Here is an 18,906-nt window from a genome sequence, read left to right on the forward strand (position 1 = left end):
CGGAGGTACCCATGAAAAATATTAAGAAAAAATTCATGCCGGGTAAATTAAACAGCAGCGGAGTGATGCTGGCTGCAGCGGTAAATCTTCTGCTGCCAAGCTTCTTATGCCTGATTGGAAAAGAAATAGCAGATTTTCAGATCATAAACAATTATATAGAGGAAACATCCATTGGATACTATCAGAAAATCGTCTTCTTGTGCCTGGGACTCAGCATTGTAATCCTGGGGGTAATAGATTATATTTTTCTGATCAAGCCGGTTTTTCATCTGGAAAGCACAGTAGAAGAGTATAAAACCCTCACCAGGATGGAGGACAGTGCGGTATATGAGAAGTATCTTGCAGACTCTTCCATAGAACGGATGTTTCTGGAAATGCTGGAGGAACAGAAGTTTATCCAACAGCAAAACCAGATTGCTGAAAATCAACGGCAGGAGACGGAGCTGCTGGCACTGCAGACTCAGATTAATCCCCACTTTTTGTATAATACCCTGGACTCCATCAGGGGGCTCGCCCTGATTCATGATGTGGAGGAAATAGCGGCGATGACAGAGGCTCTATCCAGACTATTCCGCAATATGATTGCCAAAGATGGGAAACTGTTAACCTTGCGGGAAGAGCTTGAAAACGTGGAGAATTATATGCTGATACAGGAATTTCGCTTCCAGGGGAGATTTGCCTACATCTGTGAGGTGGAAAAAAGCCTGCTGGACCGCTATCAGATTCCCAATCTGATATTGCAGCCGATTGTGGAGAATGCTATTATGCACGGATTAGAAAATAAGAACGGGAGAGGGCACCTGGTAATCAGTGGATATGTAACAGAGAAGCGGCTTGTTCTGAATGTTACGGATGACGGTGTGGGAATAGAAGAGGAGGCACTGGAATACCTGAAGAAGCGATTAAAGAGCAAAGAGCGGTCATCGCCCAGGGAAGCGGCAAAGTTTCATACCGGAATTGCACTTATTAATATCAGCCAGCGGATTAAGCTGCGTTTTGGTGAGATCTATGGAATTGCCATAGAGAGCACACCCGGTGTAGGGACGACTACGGAGCTTATATTGCCCTGCATTGAAGTGGAGGACAGGCAGGTAAAGGGAAGTATCTATGAATAGAGAAATTCTGAGAATGGAAGAAATAGAAAGTTATCTGGGAGGGAAAAAAATTTTAAGCGGTGCCAGGCTAAACTTGTTCCAGAATGAGATTATTGGAATTATCGGAGTAAATTATTCTGGAAAATCTACCCTGATTGGGGGGATAGCAGGATTTTATCCCTATGCGGCAGGAAGATCATATCTGAATGAGGAAAGTATTCGTATCACTTCTATTGAACAGGCGAGAAAAGCGGGTATATTTTATATACAGAAGCAATCTTCATTAATTGAGGACTTTACAATATTAGAAAACCTTTTTCTGACGGTAAAAGAGAAAACCGTTCTAATAAACAAAAAGGAAGTGAGAAACCAATGCCTTGAGATTATGGAATTATTGGAAGTTCAGGCGGATATTACGGACAAGGTGGGGACGCTGTCTTTTAAAAACAGGATCTTGGTGGAAATTGCAAAGGCAATTGTCTATGATGTAAGGATATTGGTTATGGACGATGTATTAAACGGAATGTCACAGGAAGCGCTCAAGTGGTTTTCAAAACTTTTTTACATACTGCGTTCGCTCCGCATCAGTATTATTTTGGTTGAGACAACTTTACGCTGTCTGAAACCATATTGCGACCGGTTATTTATTATGCGGGATGGGAAGACGGCAGCGGTTTTGGATAAAAAGCATCTAAAAGAAGATGAGATCATTTCTTACATGATCGGTTATCCGCTGAACGAAAGAGAAGAAGGGATTCGTGCAGTTCCAAAAGAGCTTCCCAGATTAGAAAATCTTCTGGAATTTTCAGATGTATATTTTGAAAATATTCTCCATGGTCTGGATTTTAAAGTTACTAAAGGCAGCATTACCGGGATGCTGAATGTGAATAAAAACTCCGGGAAGGCAGTGGAAAGGCTGCTTATGGGTCTTGGCAGTGCGGATAAGGGAGAGATTATATTTGATGGGAAAACGCTGCTCCTAAAGTCCACGGAACAGGCATTGCAGGCAGGGATTGCTGTAGTGCCCGAAGATGACCGGATCTTCTGGGAATTCAGTATAGAAGAAAATATTATGATGTCTGCACTTAAAATGAACAGAGGGCTGGCAGGACGGTTAAACCGTGGGGAATTAAAATACATATCCGGGGAATTATTTTCCGACTATATGAAATCCGCATGCCCATACTGTACTTTAGATTCTTGTGTGCCGGAAAGCCGGTTAGCTCAGAAGAAAATAGCACTTTGCAGAGTTCTGGCATCTGATCCTGCGCTGATAGTCCTGGTAAATCCCGCACAGACTATAGATGTGATATCCAAAGACAGTATATACGCAGATATTATGACATTGAAGGCAAAAGGGAAAACTGTACTTCTCATAACTTCTGATATTAAGGAGATGTTCGATGTATGCGACAGAATTATTGTAGTAAACCAGGGAAAGACAAAGGCGACATTTAGCGTAACGGATGGAAACAGGGATCAGTTGCTGCAAAGCTATGGGGAGAGTCTGAGGGATATCTGAAACGGATTATGGATGCTGGTTAAAAGCGCCCGGCAGAAGTTGTGTCAATGAAAAACAACAAAGGTTTCTTAAAAAATATATACAATGAAATAGAGAATATTAAGATAAGGATATCATAAATGACACATTGTCATTGTGGTATCTTTATTTTTATGGTCTAAAATATATAAAAAATAGTGAAAAAAGATAAAAATGAACACAATATATTAAATTTAGTGCATTGTTGCGGCTCCCTGGGACAGATATAATAGGTACAGAAACAAAAACAAATAATTCTTGCAAGAATTGAGGGTGTAAACAGGAGGAAGGTTATGCTAGGCGATACAATTTTAAAGTTGAATCATATTTCGAAATTATATCCCGGCGTGGTTGCTCTGGACGATTTAAATATTGAATTTAAAGAAGGCGAAATTCATGCAATGGTAGGGGAAAACGGCGCAGGGAAGTCCACAATGATTAAGACAATTTCCGGAGCTGTACAGCCAACCAGAGGAACGATTGAGATTAACAATCATACATATGAACAAATGACGCCAACCCTGTCCAGGCAGAATGGGATAGCAGTTATCTATCAGGAATTTACGCTGATTCCGGTACTCAGCGCATCGGAAAATATATTTTTGGGTGAATTCATTATGAAAGGGATGGTTTTAGACCGGAAGGAAATGGATAAGAAAGCAGAGGAGCTGTTTAATAGGCTCCATGTAGACATCGATCCTTCTACAAAGGTAGCAGATCTGACTACCGGTTATCAGCAGATTGTGGAGATAGCAAAGGCGGTTTCTAAGGATGCTAAGATTTTAATTATGGATGAGCCGTCTGCCCCTCTTACCACATCAGAGGTTGAGGCGATGTTTAAGATCGTAGATACCTTGAAGACACAGGGAGTGACCATTATCTATATCTCTCACAGAATGGAAGAGATCTTTCGGTTGTCGGACCGTGTATCGGTACTCCGGGATGGAAAATATATTACTACAGTAAATACGGCAGATACCAGTAAATCAGAATTAATTAAGCTGATGGTGGGCAGGGAGCTCAGTGAGACATATCCGGAACGAAAGAATAAAGCCTCTGAAACCGTACTGTCTATTAAAAAGCTCACGGGTAATGGTGTAAAGGATGTTTCCTTTGATGTAAAACGAGGTGAGGTATTAGGCCTGGCAGGGCTGATTGGCGCCGGCAGGACAGAATTGGCACAGCTGCTTTTTGGATATGAAAAGATTATATCCGGAGAAATAATTTTAAATGGAAAATCTATTCGGCCAAAAAACTGCATAGAGGCAATAGCGGCGGGAATTGCGCTGGTTCCGGAAGACCGCAAGCGTCAGGGGCTGGTATTGGAAATGAGCATTAAGGAGAATACAACCATGCCAAGCATGAAAAGAATTTCCACGCTTGCAGTGATCAGCAGTGACCAAGAAAAAGAGATGTCCCAGTCTTATATGGACAGTCTTCGTACAAAAGCCCCTTCCATCGAACAGAAAACGAAAAATCTAAGTGGTGGAAATCAACAGAAAGTAGTACTGGCAAAGTGGCTGGCGATGGATCCCCAGGTGTTAATATTTGACGAACCCACCAGAGGAATTGATGTGGGAGCAAAACAGGAGATCTACAATATTATGAACGAACTGGCGGACAATGGTAAGACGATCCTTATGATTTCATCAGATATGGAAGAATTAATCGGAATGTCAGACCGGATTGTGGTGCTGTGCAAGGGAAGAGTTACCGGGCTGCTAGAAAAAGAAGAAGTCAGCCAGGAATTAATATTATCAAAATCGGCAGGGAGTGATACGGATGAATAAGAGTAAAAAGTTATTTAAATCTAAGGAACTGGGAATTTTTCTGGTATTGGTGGCAATGTTTCTGGTATTTAGTATACTATCGCCGCAGTTTTTAAAGCTGAACAATATTTTTAATATCACAAAACAGATTGCAACCCTTGGTATCTGCTCAGTGGGATTCACCTTCGTCTTAATAACAGGCGGTATAGATTTGTCCCTGGGTTATCAGATATCGCTGATTAATATCATTTGCGCCTATATGATGACCAAAATGGGGGTTCACTGGGTGGCAGCCATAATGATTTCTATTCTGGCTGGTATACTGATCGGGCTGATTAATGGATTAATTATTACAAAAACCGGAGTGGCGCCTCTGATAGTGACCCTTTCCATGATGACTATTTTAAATGGTCTGAGTTATTTAATATCAAAAGGACTGCCTATGTTTGGATTCCCCAGGAGCTTTTCCTTTTTAGGACAGGGTAGTATACTTTCCGTCCCGGTATCCCTGATATTTTTGCTGATTATAATTGCAATAGGGGTATTTATCCTGAATAAGACTTATTATGGAAGATATTTCTATGCTATCGGAAGCAATGAAGAGGCGACAAAGCTTTCCGGTGTTAATACAGGCAAAGTGCGGATATTAGTATACAGTTTATGCGGATTTTTTACGTCAATCGGAGCAATATTAATGCTTTCGCGTCTGAATTCAGCGCAATCCGCAACAGGAGCAGGTTTTGAATTTGATGTACTGACTGCCTGTGTCCTGGGCGGTGTATCCAGCAGCGGCGGAAAAGGAACAATGCTGGGAGCATTTATCGGAGTGTTAATTGTAGGAGTTCTGGATAACGGACTGGTACTGCTAAATGTCAGTGAATACGTACAGCTGGTAATCAAAGGATGTATCTTACTGATTGCAGTGGTTTACGATACGATGTCCAGAGCAAACAGTGAGAAGATAAAGAGAATGAAGGCTATAAATGCTAATAATGCGTAATATTCACATTATCTTGTGGAAAATGTGGATACAAAATCAGATAATATGAAAAAAATGTGGATAACTTTTAATGCATTTTAATATTGAGTGTATTTATGACGAAATGAAGATAAAAAAATAAAATATAAAGTGATGAAAGGGAAGATTATGATGAAAAAAAGATTATTAAGCATGGTAATTTCTATAGCTATGATAACAGGCATGCTGGCTGGATGCAGCAATCCGTCAGACAGCGGAGGAACAACTGCAGCAGCATCAGCACAAACAGAGGGGACAAAAGCGGGAGGAGAAGATGGAACAGCAGCAGGAGCATTAAATGAAAACGGGGAAAACAGTACAATTACAGAAGCTGCCGGCAAAAGTGAGAGTAAGGATTCTTATAATGTAGGAATTACATTTTCAGATCTCAGTAATCCGGTTTGGGCAGAGCTGGTTCAGGAAGCAGAAAGCTATGGTAAAGAAAAAGCAATGTCAGTTACTTATGTAGATGCACAGAGTGATGCGACTAAGCAGGTTACCCAGATTGAGAACTTTATCCAAAATGGAATGGATGCAATTATTATCTGTGCAGTGGAGGCAAATGCTATTGCCGATGTGACAAAAAAAGCAAAAGAGGCAGGAATCTATGTAGTTGCCTACACCCAGGTATTAGAAAATTATGATGCCCAGTACCTGGTAGATCCTTATAATACAGGCTATGCATGCGGTAAAAAAGCTGCGGAGTGGATTAACGAAAAATATGGAGATGAAGAAGTTGTGGAATGGGCGCTTATGGATCTTCCGGAATTTCCTGAAATCATAGAACGTGCCAATGGAATCAAAGCAGGTGTGGAAGAAAACGCAAAGAATGCGAAATTAGTCGCTACTTCTCCGGCATTGACAGCAGAGCAGGGTCTCAGTAACGCAGAAAACTTTTTACAGGCAAATCCAAATCTAAAAGCAATCTGCTGCATTGGCGGCGGAGGAAGTGTAGGAGGAAATGAAGGGATTAAGGCGGCCGGCATTACAGATTTTGAATCTGTCGGACTCTTTGGGATCGATGCTACGGAAAACGAAATTTTAAATATCATCAATGGGGATCCTCAGAAATCTTCCGTCAGCCTTGGCGGCGGAAAAGCACACGGAAGAGCCTTGATTGATATGACAAATGCACTGCTGAAAAATGAAAAGATTGAGGAAACCCAGTATATGCCCATTGATGTGATAGATTCATCCAATGCACAGGAATATTACGATACAATTTATAAAAAATAATGAAAAAAGATAAAAAATGAAAAGCAATGAAACAATATTAGTTGCTAAGTAAAGAATTATTATAAAATGGAGGAGCACCAATATGAGTAAAACAATGAAAGCGCTGGTATCCTATGCGCCATACGATAACCGCTACGAAGACTTTCCGGTACCGGAGATAGGGAAAGGGGAACTGCTGTTAAAGGTAAAGGGCTGCGGGATCTGCGCAGGCGACGTAAAATCTTACCATGGGGGAATCCGTATCTGGGGAACTTCAGAAGAAAACAGGTACATAGAAGCGCCGTGCATAGGGGGACATGAGTTTTACGGAGAAATCGTAGAAAAAGCAGAGGATGTTACGGGATATGAGGTTGGAGAAGTTATTACGGCGGAGCAGGTAATTCCCTGTGGTGAATGTAAATTCTGCCGGGAAGGAAAATACTGGATGTGTACCCGGTCAGCAGTTTTTGGATTTAAGCAATATGCCAATGGCGGTTTTGCAGAATATGTTAAGATTGACAAGAATTGTATAAAACACAGAATTCCGGAAGGATTTACACAGGAGCAGGCAGTTCTGGTGGAACCAATCGCCTGCGGAATGCATGCATTGGAACGTGCTGATATCAAACACAGCGATGTGGTAGTGATTGCAGGGCTTGGAGCAATTGGGCTGTCCATGGTGAATATAGCCAGTCTTTATCTTCCCGGAATGGTGATTGGAATTGATGTAAAGGAGAACCGGCTGGCAATGGGAAAAGAATTTGGAGCGGATTTAGTATTGAATCCGGCAGAATGTAATGTGGCGGAAGAAATTATGAAACTGACAGACGGTCTGGGCTGTGATGTCTACGTAGAAGCGTCCGGAAGTCCCGGAAGTGTCACACAGGGAATGGATGCACTGAAAAATCTGGGGCGTTATGTTCAGATGGGTGTATTTGCAAAGGAAGTACAGGCGGATTGGAATGTAATCGGGGATGGGAAAGAATTAACGATAATCGGATCTCATTTGTCGGCGCTGACTTATCCTGCTGTGATAAAGGGGATACAAAAAGGGTTGATACGGACCGAAGGACTAATCTCCCACCGGTTTAAGCTGGAGGACTGGGAAGAGGCTTTTGAAACGGCGGAAAAAGCGGAAGATGCTGTGAAGGTGATGCTGGTTCCGCAGGAATAGAAATGTACTTTTTGCCACTTACACTCCCATAACCGCCCACTTACTAAAATAATATAGATTTCTCCCGGAATTTATTATAATATAAGTCCATAGGGAGGGGCAGAAAATGAAAGTAGTTATTAAGAAGATCCCGGAGGACAAAATAGAATATGCGGCGCTGCATGTGCATGAATTAACACCTCAGGCTGAACAGATTTCATCATATATTGAAAATGAAGAATATAATGCGGTCATTGTTCCATGTACTGCGGACGGGAAGATTTACAGGATCCCAAGTGAAAGTATTTATATAATTGAATCGGTTGACAATGTCCAATATGTTCATACCAGAGAGAAGATATTTGAATCTGCGAAAAAATTGTATGAGTTAGAAAAACTGCTCCCTGTAAAATTTGTCAGAGTTTCGAAATCTGTAATTCTGCATTTGAATAAAGTCAGCGTTTACAGTCCCCTGGCAAATGGACTTATGAAGGCGGAGCTGGATAACGGGGCATCTGTATATATTTCAAGAAAATATTTAAAAGATCTGAGAGCGTTAATTCGGGAGGGATTACGATGAGTGTGGAAAATCGAAAAGAATGTGGATTAAAGGGCAGCATTTTGGGTTTAGTGTTAATGATGAGTTCACTTTTAGTAGTGAGTTTCACCGGTGATGCAGCGGGCATTGTTCTGGCGCTGCCATATATGCCTGTTATCTTGGCTGGTTACCTGATATTGGGTGTCTTTTTCTGGTGGATACATGGAAGAACGCCAAAAGAACACAGTCTGTTAACCGGTGCAGCATCCAGCTATCTGGTGTTTCTTGTAGTAGTAGCGGTGATGACGATAGCTGCGTTTTTGACGCAGACAGTGCGTTACGTGATACTGGTAAATATTGTAGTATTGTTTGTGCTGTGGCTGATGGAATACGTATCTTTAAAAAAAATAGCAGATGAGCTGAATCAGGGAATGCCTCAAGGCAGATCTGCGTTAGTGGTAGATCTGGATGAAAAGCCAGCTACCATGGAAGCCTATTTTCATGAAATTGAAAAATACTGTGAAGCCAATCACTGGAATCTGGAATATATCAAAAAAGAGAAACCGGCTCTAATCAGGATAAATGGTAAAAAGTACGCTGTAAAAATGGGATTGTATTATACACCTATTGGAACGATTGTGTATACAATGACCTTTTCCAGCGCAGGTGAGCAGGATTAATAACTGAGACTGTAAGGGGAAGAAACGCCAAAATTTAATTTTCTGGTGTGTCTTCCCCTCTTAAGAAAATTTACCGGATAAATGCAACATCAATACGTCCATTGCTGGTCTTCGCAACAAGATGTTTTTTCTGATCCGGATATTTACTGTTCGGCAGATTATTAGAACCATTTACCGTGTGGCTCTGGATAGCGTAATCACGGATATCACCGATGATGGTACCTCTGACAGCACCATTGCTGGTTCTCATTACAATGTTATCTCCATTCAGGTTCTTACCTTCTACGGCACCATTGCGTGTAGAGAGCAGGAGTCCGAATGTAAAAGTACATCCAAATGCAGTAACACGGCCATTGTTCGTCACGGCCTCCAACTGGTCACCGGATAGGTTATTCAGATCCAAAGATGCATTGGTACTCTGTATTAGAACGGAATTGCAATGGATGTCGTCAACCCTGATCCGCGCATTACTGGTAATAAATTGTGAATTGGTCAGATGTTTCAATCCGTTTACAGAAATTGAAGCATTGGAGGATTTCACCCTCAGATTACCTGCAAAATCTACGGGAACTTCCAGAGTTAGTATCCAGGGACCACGGAAGAGATTGCGCCAGTTCCAGGAAAGGAAGTTACGCATGGTATGGCGGAAGTTAAATTCCCCGTCATGTTCTGTAAAGGAAACGTAATCACAGTCTTCCCGTGGATTAAATAGTACCCGGATGGGACCGGAGGTCACGGGAATTACTTCAATTCGTACATTTTCGGCTTCCACGTTAATTGTGTGTATGGGAGTAGAGGATGCATAACCCGCATCTTGAATGTTTTCCTGCCCGGTATTAGTTTGGGTATATCTCGGTCTGCCGATTTCCCTGTATTCTTCTTTAATTCGTTTGACAATGGATTCGACGGTACCAAATCCGGCAATGATATTTTCTTCATCACGCCCCAGCTCCAGACCGTCACAGATCAATTCCTGATAATATTCTTTTAACTGCTCTTTGTCAGCGTCTGGTATCTCCGATAATTGTTCCATTAATTCTTTGAAAAATTCTGCTTGCTTCATAGTGATCCCTCCTGGCTGTTTTTTTCTATGAAAGTGTAAATTTGTTTCATTTCTTCCCACTCATTTAAAAATTCCTGAATCTTTGCAATACCTGTATCCGTAATTTTATAATATTTACGGGTGCGCCCGTTGTATTCCTGCTTATATGTTGTGAGACTGCCCGTGGATTCCAGTCGTTTTAAGATAGGATATAAGGTTGATTCGGAAATCTCAATACATTTTGAAACCTCTCCATTGATCAAATATCCATAAGACGGACCTTGTTTTAAGACGGACAATACACAGATATCCAGCAGACCCTTTTTTCTTTGCGTATCCATGTAATACCTCCTGATACCCTGTTATGCATACTATGCATTGTATACTATGCATAGTATAGTATTGTGGTTAAAAAATGTCAAGAGGTTTTTTTGTTTTAATTTTGCCGTTTATCTGCCTTGAAAGCTGGCAGACTCTAAAATTCCAGAAGTTTCAGAAGACACTCCTTTAATTCTTCAGTATAAAAGGAGTATCGTGGATTTTTAAGCCATACAAAGGACATTGCATAATTATCAATCAGGCAACGCCAGATGTTGGCAATGGTATTTGAACGGGTTAAAGACATACCAGGGCAGGATTTTCTGATATAATTCAGCATTAATTCTGTAGCCTGGCCTGCCCATATATGTAAAAGTGGATAATTATAAGATATAGCAAGTTTCTGGCTGATCGGATAAAGCTTGATGGTTATTTCATTGTGTCCATAGTCATATGCTTTCTTTATAATATAATCAACCATTTCTTCGCCGGAGGGGTCTTTGGGTGCGAAAGTTATCATTTGTCTGGTATGTCCGGAAACATACTCATCCCAGATCTCAATAAACAGAATCTCTTTGCCTTTAAAATGTTTATAAAAGGTTCCAAGTGAGCATCCGGCGTCTTTCACGATGTCATTGATACTAGTATCATCAAAGCCATTTTCCAAAAAGAGATGAAGCGAGATGTCTTTAATTTTCTTATGTATTTTGTGATATTTCAATTCTTTTGCTAAACTGGCCATTTTGTCGTCCTTCTCGTTTGTATGTTAGAGGTTATGTAAAATTATGTAAGTAGGTCTTTGTCCAAAATGTACATTAAATGGAATAAATTATACAAAGAGTACGTCATAAATGACATTATAGCTGATTTTAAGAATGGTGTCGAGTGAAAAAGCTGTTATATTTGTAGTAAAATAGTCCGGCGGCATCTGCCAGAAACCAACCGATGGGGATTGCCCACCAGATACCTAAAAGCCCAATGGAAGGAACCGGAGCCAAAATATATGCCAGCAAAACACGGGTTCCCAGCGATATTACGGTGAGAACCACGGAAATTCCCGGTTTTCCAATACCCCGGTACAGACCGTAGAGAAGGAAGAGACATCCGATACCACAGTAGCACATGCCTTCAATGCGAAGATATTGAGTGCCGATGGAAATAATTTCCTGCTCCTGCGGCTGGATAAAAATCAGCATCAGTTTATCAGCAAAGATAAATACAGTTGCTGAAATAAAAAGGCAGAATATTACTGCGGTGCCAATCGCAGACCGGATGCCCTGGCGGATTCTTTCCGTTTTTTTAGCCCCAAAGTTCTGGGCAATAAAGGTAGAAAAAGCATTACCAAAGTCCTGTACCGGCATGTAGGCAAACGAATCTATTTTTACTGCGGCGGCGAAGGCGGCCATAACCTGAACACCGAAGCTGTTAACCAATCCCTGAATCATTAGGATTCCAAAGTTCATGATGGATTGCTGGATACAGGTAAGGGATGAGTATTGTATAATATCTCTTGTTAATTCCCGGTTAAATTGCAGGTGCCGCCTTTTTAGCCTTATATTCGGCAGGCGTTTCAGGCAGTAAACAGAAATACCGGCAGCAGAGATGCCCTGTGCGATTACAGTTGCCAGAGCGGCACCGCCGACTCCCATATGAAATGTAAGAACAAACAGTAAATCCAGCAGGATGTTTATCATTGCTGAAACAGCCAGAAAAATCAGCGGAGCCATGGAGTTGCCCATGCTTCGCAGCAGAGCCGCAAAATAATTATAGAGAAAGGTAAACATGATGCCAAAAAATATAATGCGCAGATAGTCTTCTGTCTCTGTCAAAATATCTGCTGGTATCTGCAGCAGAGAAAGCAAAGGGGAAAGCAGGCATAAAACAGCGATATTTATAATGAGACTGACCGATCCAATCAGAACAAATGAAATAAAAATACTGTTTTTTAAGCGTTCCATGTCCTGACCGCCGAACAGCATAGAAAAAACAATTCCGCTTCCCATACATAATCCTAGAATAATGGATGTCAAAAATACCATAAGTGTAAAAGAAGACCCGACAGCTGCCAGAGGGCCTGCACCCAGGTATTTTCCCACAATCAAAGTATCGGCTACATTATAGAGCTGCTGGAGCAGGTTACCAAGAATCATGGGCACTGCAAAGCGGAGCATGACAGAAGTAACCTTTCCGGTTGTAAGATCTTTTTGCATAATATCCTCCTGGTTCTACGTAACTTACGAAACGTAATATAAAATATTCATTATGTAAGTAGGGTAACATTTTGAAACAGGGATGTCAAACGAAAAGTGAAAAGTGGTACAGGGCTTAAAAAATCTTGTGATATAACGCAGAAAATGATATGATTAATGGTACTATAAAAAGCAGTACATTGGAACATACAAAGATAGTTATTACCAGGAAAGAAGGGGCAGGCAGAATGTTCTTAAGCGGTCTGGATGAAATAGATCAAAAAATTACAGCATTACTGTTACATAATGCAAGAATGTCTTATTCGGATATCGGTGAAGCAGTGGGGCTTTCCCGGGTAGCGGTAAAGTCCAGAATTCAGGCACTGGAGGAAAGGGGTGTGATTGAGGAGTACACAACGGTAATCAACCCCCAGAAGATAACCGGTGCCATATCCTGCTATTTTGAGATAGAAATGAAACCCGGTAAACGACCGGAGATTATCCGGATTCTAAAAGAGAATGATACGGTAACCCAGATCTACCAGGTTTCCGGAAAATGTAAGCTTCATGTCCATGCAGTTGCAGCGGGGCATGAGGAAATGGAAATGTTTTTAAAAGAAGTTATATACAAGCTTCCGGGTGTGACTGACCTGAGCTGCAACATTATATTATCCAGGATAAAGGATATTAAAGGACTTCGGTTATAAACACGCTATGGTGGTACAGTCTTAATATAATAAATACAAGAAGGTAAAGTATGCAGTTACTAAATGAAATACCAGAAAGCTTCTGGAGTCTGTTCCGTTCTCCCAATCGGAATACATACATGGAAGCTTTACTGAAGATAAATGAAGAATACCAATATAACAGTTATTTCTTAAGCAGGGAGGTCTGTATTCAGATACTTGGGGACTATTTTGCACAGCGGCGGGTAATGATGCAGAAGGAGGAACTGGAGTCTGAACTGGATATACTGGAACCACCGGCCACCAGGATACTGAACTGGCTGCTGAAAGCCCAGTGGCTGAAGAAGCTGGATGATTACTATATGCAGGTAACCAACATTATAATTCCGGATTATGCCGCCATTTTTATTGATGCATTTGAACGACTGAACAGTGATGAAGAAGATGACACGCAAATCTATATCCAGAATATCTATGCAATTCTCTTTTCTTTTAAAAATGATCCCCGGGCAAATACCAGTCTATTAAAAACAGCACTAGTGAATGTACGAAAGCTGAATAAATCCCTGCAGGATATGCTCCACAATATGGATAAGTTTTTCACCAGCCTTCTGGAACAGAAAAATTATGCAGATCTGTTAAAGGAGCATCTGGAGGGGTATGTAGAAGAGATCATCAACAAGAAATACCATATCCTGAAAACATCTGACAACTTTTATCTGTATAAAACCGATATTAAAGGATGGATACGGGAGATGCAGTCGGATATGGAGTGGATTTCACTGATGAGCCGGCGGGAGCAAAAAGAAATCAACGAGGGGGATATGCTGCGCATACTGGATGATATCGAGCGGGGATTTGATGATATTGAACACCGGATTTCCTTTATGGACAGAGAGCATATGAAATACGTGCGGGCTACCGTAACCAGGCTGAATTATCTCCTGAACGGGGAGGCAGACAGGCGGGGGCTGGTTATTCAGCTGTTAAATGAACTGTCAGCTGGTCAGGGGCAGGAAGATAAAATTAAAGAAGTATCCGCCAGGATGAATTTGTCTTCTTTTGAAATTCTCTCTGATAAATCCCTCTATAAAAAGAGGCGGGCGAAAAGCAGCTTTCATGCAGAGAACAGGTCTGAGGAAGTCAGAGAAGAGTTAAGCAGGGAAGAAATTTTAAAACTCAACCAGCTGCATAACCGGTATAGCAAAAAGCAGATTGAAGAATTTATTGAAAACAGGATGGAAAATGGCAGGATGAAGGTATCAGATTCCATGATAGAGACTATTGAGGAGTTTGAACAGCTCATCCTTGCATATGACTATGCCATCCGAAAGGGCAGCGGCTTTGCGGTGGAAAGCCAGGAAGTGGAATTTATTGAAAATGGGAAGTACCGCTACCCTAATCTGACGTTTGTGAAAAAGTAAAGTACACAGGAAAGAAGACAGGAAAGAAGACAGGTATAAAAATGATTACGTATTACGATGAATTATCACTGGAAGAAAGGCAGGAAGTAACTGCAGTAATCCAGACTTTATATAAACAGACGTTTCTTTTAGAGCGAAAATTTGATAAGAGAACGGGCAGATTCCAGTTTAATAAAGATTACCGAATCTGTAATAAACACCTGGAGTTTGTCAGGGAATATCTGGCAGTCAGCGGTATTGCGCTTCTGGATAACAGCCAGGGCGGGATTATATATATACAGGGTGAAAATATTGTGGGGGAAAAGCTGCCAAGGCTGGCAACACTTTATATTCTCCTCCTGAAATTAATCTATGATGAACAGATGTCAGCCGCATCTACCAGCGTAAATGTCTATACGACTCTGGGAGATCTGAATGAACGGGTAGGGAGTTTTCATTTGCTGAAGGACAGGCCGTCAAATACAGAAGTGCGGAGGGCTGTTGCGCTGCTTAAAAAGTATCAGATTGTAGAGCCCCTGGATGCCATGGAAGAACTGGATCAAAATGCACGCCTGATTATATATCCCTGCGTAAATGTAGTTCTGATGACAGATGATATCCGAGCCATGTTAGAAGCGCTTAAGGCAGAACCGTCAGAAAAGTTTATGGAAACAGAGGAAGCTGGAGACGATGACGGAACAGGAGAAGCAGCAGGAACAGAAGAAATAGAAGGAACAGAAGGAATAGAAGAAATAGAAGAAATAGCAGATGCTGATGAAACAGAAGGAGACGAAGATGAAGGAACCGATGACGAAGATGAAGCATAAATTTGAGGCATTGTCCAGAATGTGTCTGAACAACTGGCATTACATAGACCGTAAAATTCTCTCCTTTAACCAGGAAATTAATTTTTTTACCGGACATTCGGGAAGTGGAAAATCAACAATTATTGATGCTATGCAGATTGTGCTGTATGCAAATACAGATGGCAGAGGATTTTTTAATAAAGCTGCGGCAGATGACTCTGACCGAAGCCTGATCGAATATCTTCGGGGGATGATCAATATAGGGGATGATAATGAATTTTCTTATCTGAGAAATGAAAATTTTTCCAGTACTATTGTTCTGGAGTTAACCCGTACGGATACTTTGGAATGCCAGTGTGTGGGAGTGGCATTTGATGTGGATACTTCCACAAATGAAATCAGCAGGGTATTTTTCTGGCACGATGGTCCTCTCCTGGAACATGACTACCGGATCAAGCATAGAAGTATGTCTGTGTCTGAAATAAAAACGGAACTGCAGCAGCGGTTTACAAAGGAAGAGTGTTTTTATACTTCACATAACGAGCGTTTCAGAAGACAGCTTTACGATGTCTATCTGGGCGGACTGGACATGGAAAAATTCCCATTGCTGTTCAAACGTGCGATCCCATTTAAAATGAACATTAAACTGGAGGATTTTGTAAAAGAATACATCTGTATGGAGCAGGATATCCATATAGAAGATATGCAGGAAAGCGTTATGCAGTATGGCAGGATGCGTAAAAAAATAGAGGATACCTGCAAAGAAATTGAAGAATTAAAAGAAATACAGGCATTATATCAAAAGGTCTGTGAGAAAGAGCAGGAGCGTAAAAAATACAGTTATTTTACAGATAAACTGGATATTCTTCAGCTTAAAGAGCGGGTGGTCACTCTTCAGAATAAGGTAATCCTCTATACCCAGGATATAACCGGACAGAAGGAGCAGATCGGAGTTCTGGACCGGGAAATAGAAGAGCTGGGAAAAACCGGGGATGAGGTATTAAAGCACATTTCAGCCACCGGTTATGAAGAGCTAAAGCAGCAGTTGATCAGTATCAATGAGCTGTTGGAACGTATGGGAAAGAGTAAGGCACGCTGGGATCAGACCGGGTTAAGGCTCAAAGAGTGGATTGATCACGATATGACATCTAATTCTGTAATATGGGATATAGAAAAATTCATTAAATATGAAATTTCAGAGGTGGAACTGCATCATTTACAGGCATCCATCCGGGACCTGCAGACTGAGGTAACTGAACAAAAGCAGGATCTGGATATAGATATCCGTGCCCTAAAGACAGAGCAGAAAAAGATTCTGGAGGAATTAAAAGATCTGCACCATGGAAGAAAATCGTATCCCAAAGAGCTGCAGGACGCAAGACAGCAGCTGGCATATCAGCTATGTGAAAAAGCTGGAAAACCGGTAAAGGTGGATATATTGGCGGATCTTCTGGACATCAGGGATGAGAAATGGCGAAATGCCGTTGAGGGTTACATGGGAAACCACAAACTGGCCATTATTGTAGAGCCTTCATTTTCTAAAGATGCCATGGAGATTTACCGGAGCATGGATAAAAAGAAATATTATCAGGTAGCCGTACTGGATACGGAAAAAATTATGCAAAAAGAGTTCCGGGTAAAAAAGGGTTCTCTGGCAGAAGAGGTCATTGCAAAAGAAGACCATGTCAGGGCTTATATTAATTTTCTCCTTGGAAATGTTATGAAATGCAGCAGTGTGGAGGAACTCCGTGAGTCCTCTATTGGAATTACACCGGAATGTATCCTGTATCAGGGCTTTAAGCTGCAGCATATTAATCCGGATAACTATACCAGGTGGGCATATATTGGTGCGGACAGTCTGCGCAGACGGATGAAACAGTTAAATAAAAGAAGCCAGGAGCTGGTAAAAGAGTTAGATCCACGTCTGGAAACCAGAAAGTCTTACGACAAAATGCTTGGGATGGAAAGCCTGTCTAACGATGCGGCTGACTATCTGGATTGGCTGGCAGATATCAGGGACTGCAAGGCGAAGGAGAAAAGTAAAAAGGATCTGGAACTGAGAATTCAAAAACTGCGGGATAAAGATATTGCTTCTCTGGAAAAGAACAGAAATGAATTGCTGAAGCTTCAAAAGGAAAAGAGAAGGTGGCGTGAAAGTATCCAGAAAGCAATGTGGAAAAAGCAGGAGGAGATTATCGAAGGAAAACGCCTGCATTTGAATCTGGGAGAAGAACTGACGCAGAAAGAAAAGAAATTTCCTTCTGATCCGGCGATGGATGAGGAAGTGCAGGAATATTTGAAGAAAAAGACAAATCCAAACTTCGAGAAACTGCGGGACTATTTTACCGGGCAGGTGAATGCAGCCCTTCGTGGGCAGGATGAATTTTTCCGGGATCTATGTGCCCTGCGTCACCAATACCTGCTTCACTATCCAGCCAGAGGATTTGCCCATGACAAGGCAGATAACCGGGAATATGATGAGTTACTGGAAAGATTAAAATGTGATAACCTGCCAAAATACATGGAGATTGCCGGGGAGCGGGCACGACTGGCTACCAGGGAATTTAAAAATGATTTTATGCTGAAAATCCGCAGTGCCATTGTAGAGGCAATGCAGCGCAAAGACGAACTGAACCGGATTATCAGCAGGCTGGACTTCGGTAAGGATAAATATCAGTTTATTTTTGCTAAAAATAAAGGGCCTGATGGAAGATTTTACGATATGTTCATGGATGATTCCCTGGAAATTAATCCTTCGGATCTGTCCTTGTCTATGGAAAACCAGATGAATTTATTTACCATTGCCCATGAAAGCCACTATGGAGAGCTGATATCAGAGCTGATCTCTATCTTTATCCCTCCTGAAAATGCAACACCGGAGGAAATGGAGGAGGCGAAGCGCAATATGGATAAGTACGCGGATTACCGTACCTATCTCTCTTTTGATATGCAGCAGACTATCCAGAGTGAAAATGAAACAATCAAGATACATCTGAGCAGGATGTTAAAGAAAAATTCCGGCGGAGAGGGACAAAATCCCCTCTATGTAGCCCTTCTTGCAAGTTTTGCCCAGGCTTACCGTTTTAACCTGCCGCCCAAGCTCCAGCGCAATCCCACCATACGCCTGGTCATTTTGGACGAGGCATTTTCCAAAATGGACGGAGAAAAAGTAGCGAGCTGCATCAAACTGATCCGGGATCTGGGATTCCAGGTAATCATCAGCGCCACCAATGATAAGATGCAGAATTATCTGGAAAATGTAGATAAAACCTTTGTTTTCGCCAATCCAAACAAGAAAAGTATTTCCATCCAGGAATTCGAACGTGTGGAATTCCGGCAGTTGTCCGGTGAGTAAGTGACGCTTAGCAGCGAAAGCCTGAATCTTGGAAGAGGTGTTGCGACAGGGGCACCGCAATTGTCGCGCCTCACCTCTTCCGTACACATACCTGATTACA

16 protein-coding genes are annotated in these 18,906 nt (G+C 41.6%); 12 read left to right on the forward strand and 4 right to left on the reverse strand.

Annotated elements, in window-relative coordinates; translation table 11 throughout:
• The first annotated feature begins 11 nt into the window (after positions 1 to 11).
• The 8 genes from QR40_RS17145 (at position 12) to QR40_RS17180 (ending at position 9,007) form a co-directional block, all read left to right on the forward strand.
• Positions 12 to 1,115, forward strand: coding sequence for a sensor histidine kinase (locus QR40_RS17145; protein ID WP_052377920.1), 1,104 nt, complete (start codon positions 12 to 14; stop codon positions 1,113 to 1,115).
• Positions 1,108 to 2,616, forward strand: coding sequence for an ATP-binding cassette domain-containing protein (locus QR40_RS17150; protein WP_044296107.1), 1,509 nt, complete (start codon positions 1,108 to 1,110; stop codon positions 2,614 to 2,616). Before QR40_RS17145 ends, QR40_RS17150 begins: the two co-directional genes overlap by 8 nt.
• 311 nt (positions 2,617 to 2,927) lie before the next feature.
• The gene (locus tag QR40_RS17155; protein WP_044296108.1) at positions 2,928 to 4,424 is read left to right on the forward strand and encodes a sugar ABC transporter ATP-binding protein; all 1,497 of its coding nucleotides are present in this window, start codon (positions 2,928 to 2,930) and stop codon (positions 4,422 to 4,424) included.
• Complete coding sequence (locus QR40_RS17160; RefSeq protein WP_044296109.1) at positions 4,417 to 5,403, forward strand: ABC transporter permease; 987 nt, start codon at positions 4,417 to 4,419, stop codon at positions 5,401 to 5,403. The genes QR40_RS17155 and QR40_RS17160 overlap by 8 nt, the downstream gene beginning before the upstream one ends.
• A gap of 147 nt (positions 5,404 to 5,550) precedes the next feature.
• Positions 5,551 to 6,657, forward strand: a complete 1,107-nt coding sequence (locus QR40_RS17165) for a sugar ABC transporter substrate-binding protein (RefSeq protein ID WP_160295825.1) — start codon at positions 5,551 to 5,553, stop codon at positions 6,655 to 6,657.
• Between the two features lie 82 nt (positions 6,658 to 6,739).
• Positions 6,740 to 7,810, forward strand: coding sequence for a zinc-binding dehydrogenase (locus tag QR40_RS17170; protein WP_044296111.1), 1,071 nt, complete (start codon positions 6,740 to 6,742; stop codon positions 7,808 to 7,810).
• Between the two features lie 106 nt (positions 7,811 to 7,916).
• A complete protein-coding gene (locus tag QR40_RS17175) occupies positions 7,917 to 8,369 on the forward strand; it encodes a LytTR family DNA-binding domain-containing protein (protein WP_044296112.1) in 453 nt (150 codons plus the stop codon).
• Complete coding sequence (locus tag QR40_RS17180; protein WP_044296113.1) at positions 8,366 to 9,007, forward strand: DUF4318 domain-containing protein; 642 nt, start codon at positions 8,366 to 8,368, stop codon at positions 9,005 to 9,007. The genes QR40_RS17175 and QR40_RS17180 overlap by 4 nt, the downstream gene beginning before the upstream one ends.
• Positions 9,008 to 9,077: 70 nt before the next feature.
• On the opposite strand, the gene QR40_RS17185 is transcribed toward QR40_RS17180, so the two are convergent.
• From QR40_RS17185 to QR40_RS17200, 4 genes are all read right to left on the reverse strand, one after another.
• Entirely contained in the window at positions 9,078 to 10,070 is a 993-nt protein-coding gene (locus QR40_RS17185) for an HAAS signaling domain-containing protein (protein ID WP_044296114.1), read from the reverse strand.
• A complete protein-coding gene (locus tag QR40_RS17190; RefSeq protein WP_027295513.1) occupies positions 10,067 to 10,390 on the reverse strand; it encodes a PadR family transcriptional regulator in 324 nt (107 codons plus the stop codon). The genes QR40_RS17185 and QR40_RS17190 overlap by 4 nt, the downstream gene beginning before the upstream one ends.
• 134 nt (positions 10,391 to 10,524) lie before the next feature.
• Positions 10,525 to 11,109 carry a TetR/AcrR family transcriptional regulator gene (locus tag QR40_RS17195; RefSeq protein ID WP_044296115.1) on the reverse strand — a complete coding sequence of 195 codons (585 nt, stop codon included), beginning with the start codon at positions 11,107 to 11,109 and terminating at the stop codon, positions 10,525 to 10,527.
• Between the two features lie 127 nt (positions 11,110 to 11,236).
• Positions 11,237 to 12,577 (reverse strand): MATE family efflux transporter, encoded by a 1,341-nt coding sequence (locus QR40_RS17200; RefSeq protein ID WP_027295515.1) that lies wholly within the window; start codon positions 12,575 to 12,577, stop codon positions 11,237 to 11,239.
• 227 nt (positions 12,578 to 12,804) lie between these two features.
• On the opposite strand from QR40_RS17200, the gene QR40_RS17205 reads away from it, so the two are divergent.
• The 4 genes from QR40_RS17205 to QR40_RS17220 are packed head-to-tail and all read left to right on the forward strand — an operon-like array spanning position 12,805 to position 18,806.
• Positions 12,805 to 13,263 carry an Lrp/AsnC family transcriptional regulator gene (locus QR40_RS17205; protein ID WP_044296296.1) on the forward strand — a complete coding sequence of 153 codons (459 nt, stop codon included), beginning with the start codon at positions 12,805 to 12,807 and terminating at the stop codon, positions 13,261 to 13,263.
• Between the two features lie 50 nt (positions 13,264 to 13,313).
• Positions 13,314 to 14,666: a Wadjet anti-phage system protein JetA family protein gene (locus QR40_RS17210; RefSeq protein ID WP_044296116.1), complete on the forward strand. Its 1,353-nt coding sequence runs from the start codon at positions 13,314 to 13,316 to the stop codon at positions 14,664 to 14,666.
• Between the two features lie 41 nt (positions 14,667 to 14,707).
• Positions 14,708 to 15,472: a DUF4194 domain-containing protein gene (locus QR40_RS17215; RefSeq protein ID WP_063837584.1), complete on the forward strand. Its 765-nt coding sequence runs from the start codon at positions 14,708 to 14,710 to the stop codon at positions 15,470 to 15,472.
• Positions 15,420 to 18,806, forward strand: a complete 3,387-nt coding sequence (locus tag QR40_RS17220; protein ID WP_242858549.1) for an ATP-binding protein — start codon at positions 15,420 to 15,422, stop codon at positions 18,804 to 18,806. The genes QR40_RS17215 and QR40_RS17220 overlap by 53 nt, the downstream gene beginning before the upstream one ends.
• The last annotated feature ends 100 nt before the right edge of the window (positions 18,807 to 18,906 follow it).

The organism is Robinsoniella peoriensis, from assembly GCF_000797495.1.
GTDB classification, from domain to species: domain Bacteria; phylum Bacillota; class Clostridia; order Lachnospirales; family Lachnospiraceae; genus Robinsoniella; species Robinsoniella peoriensis.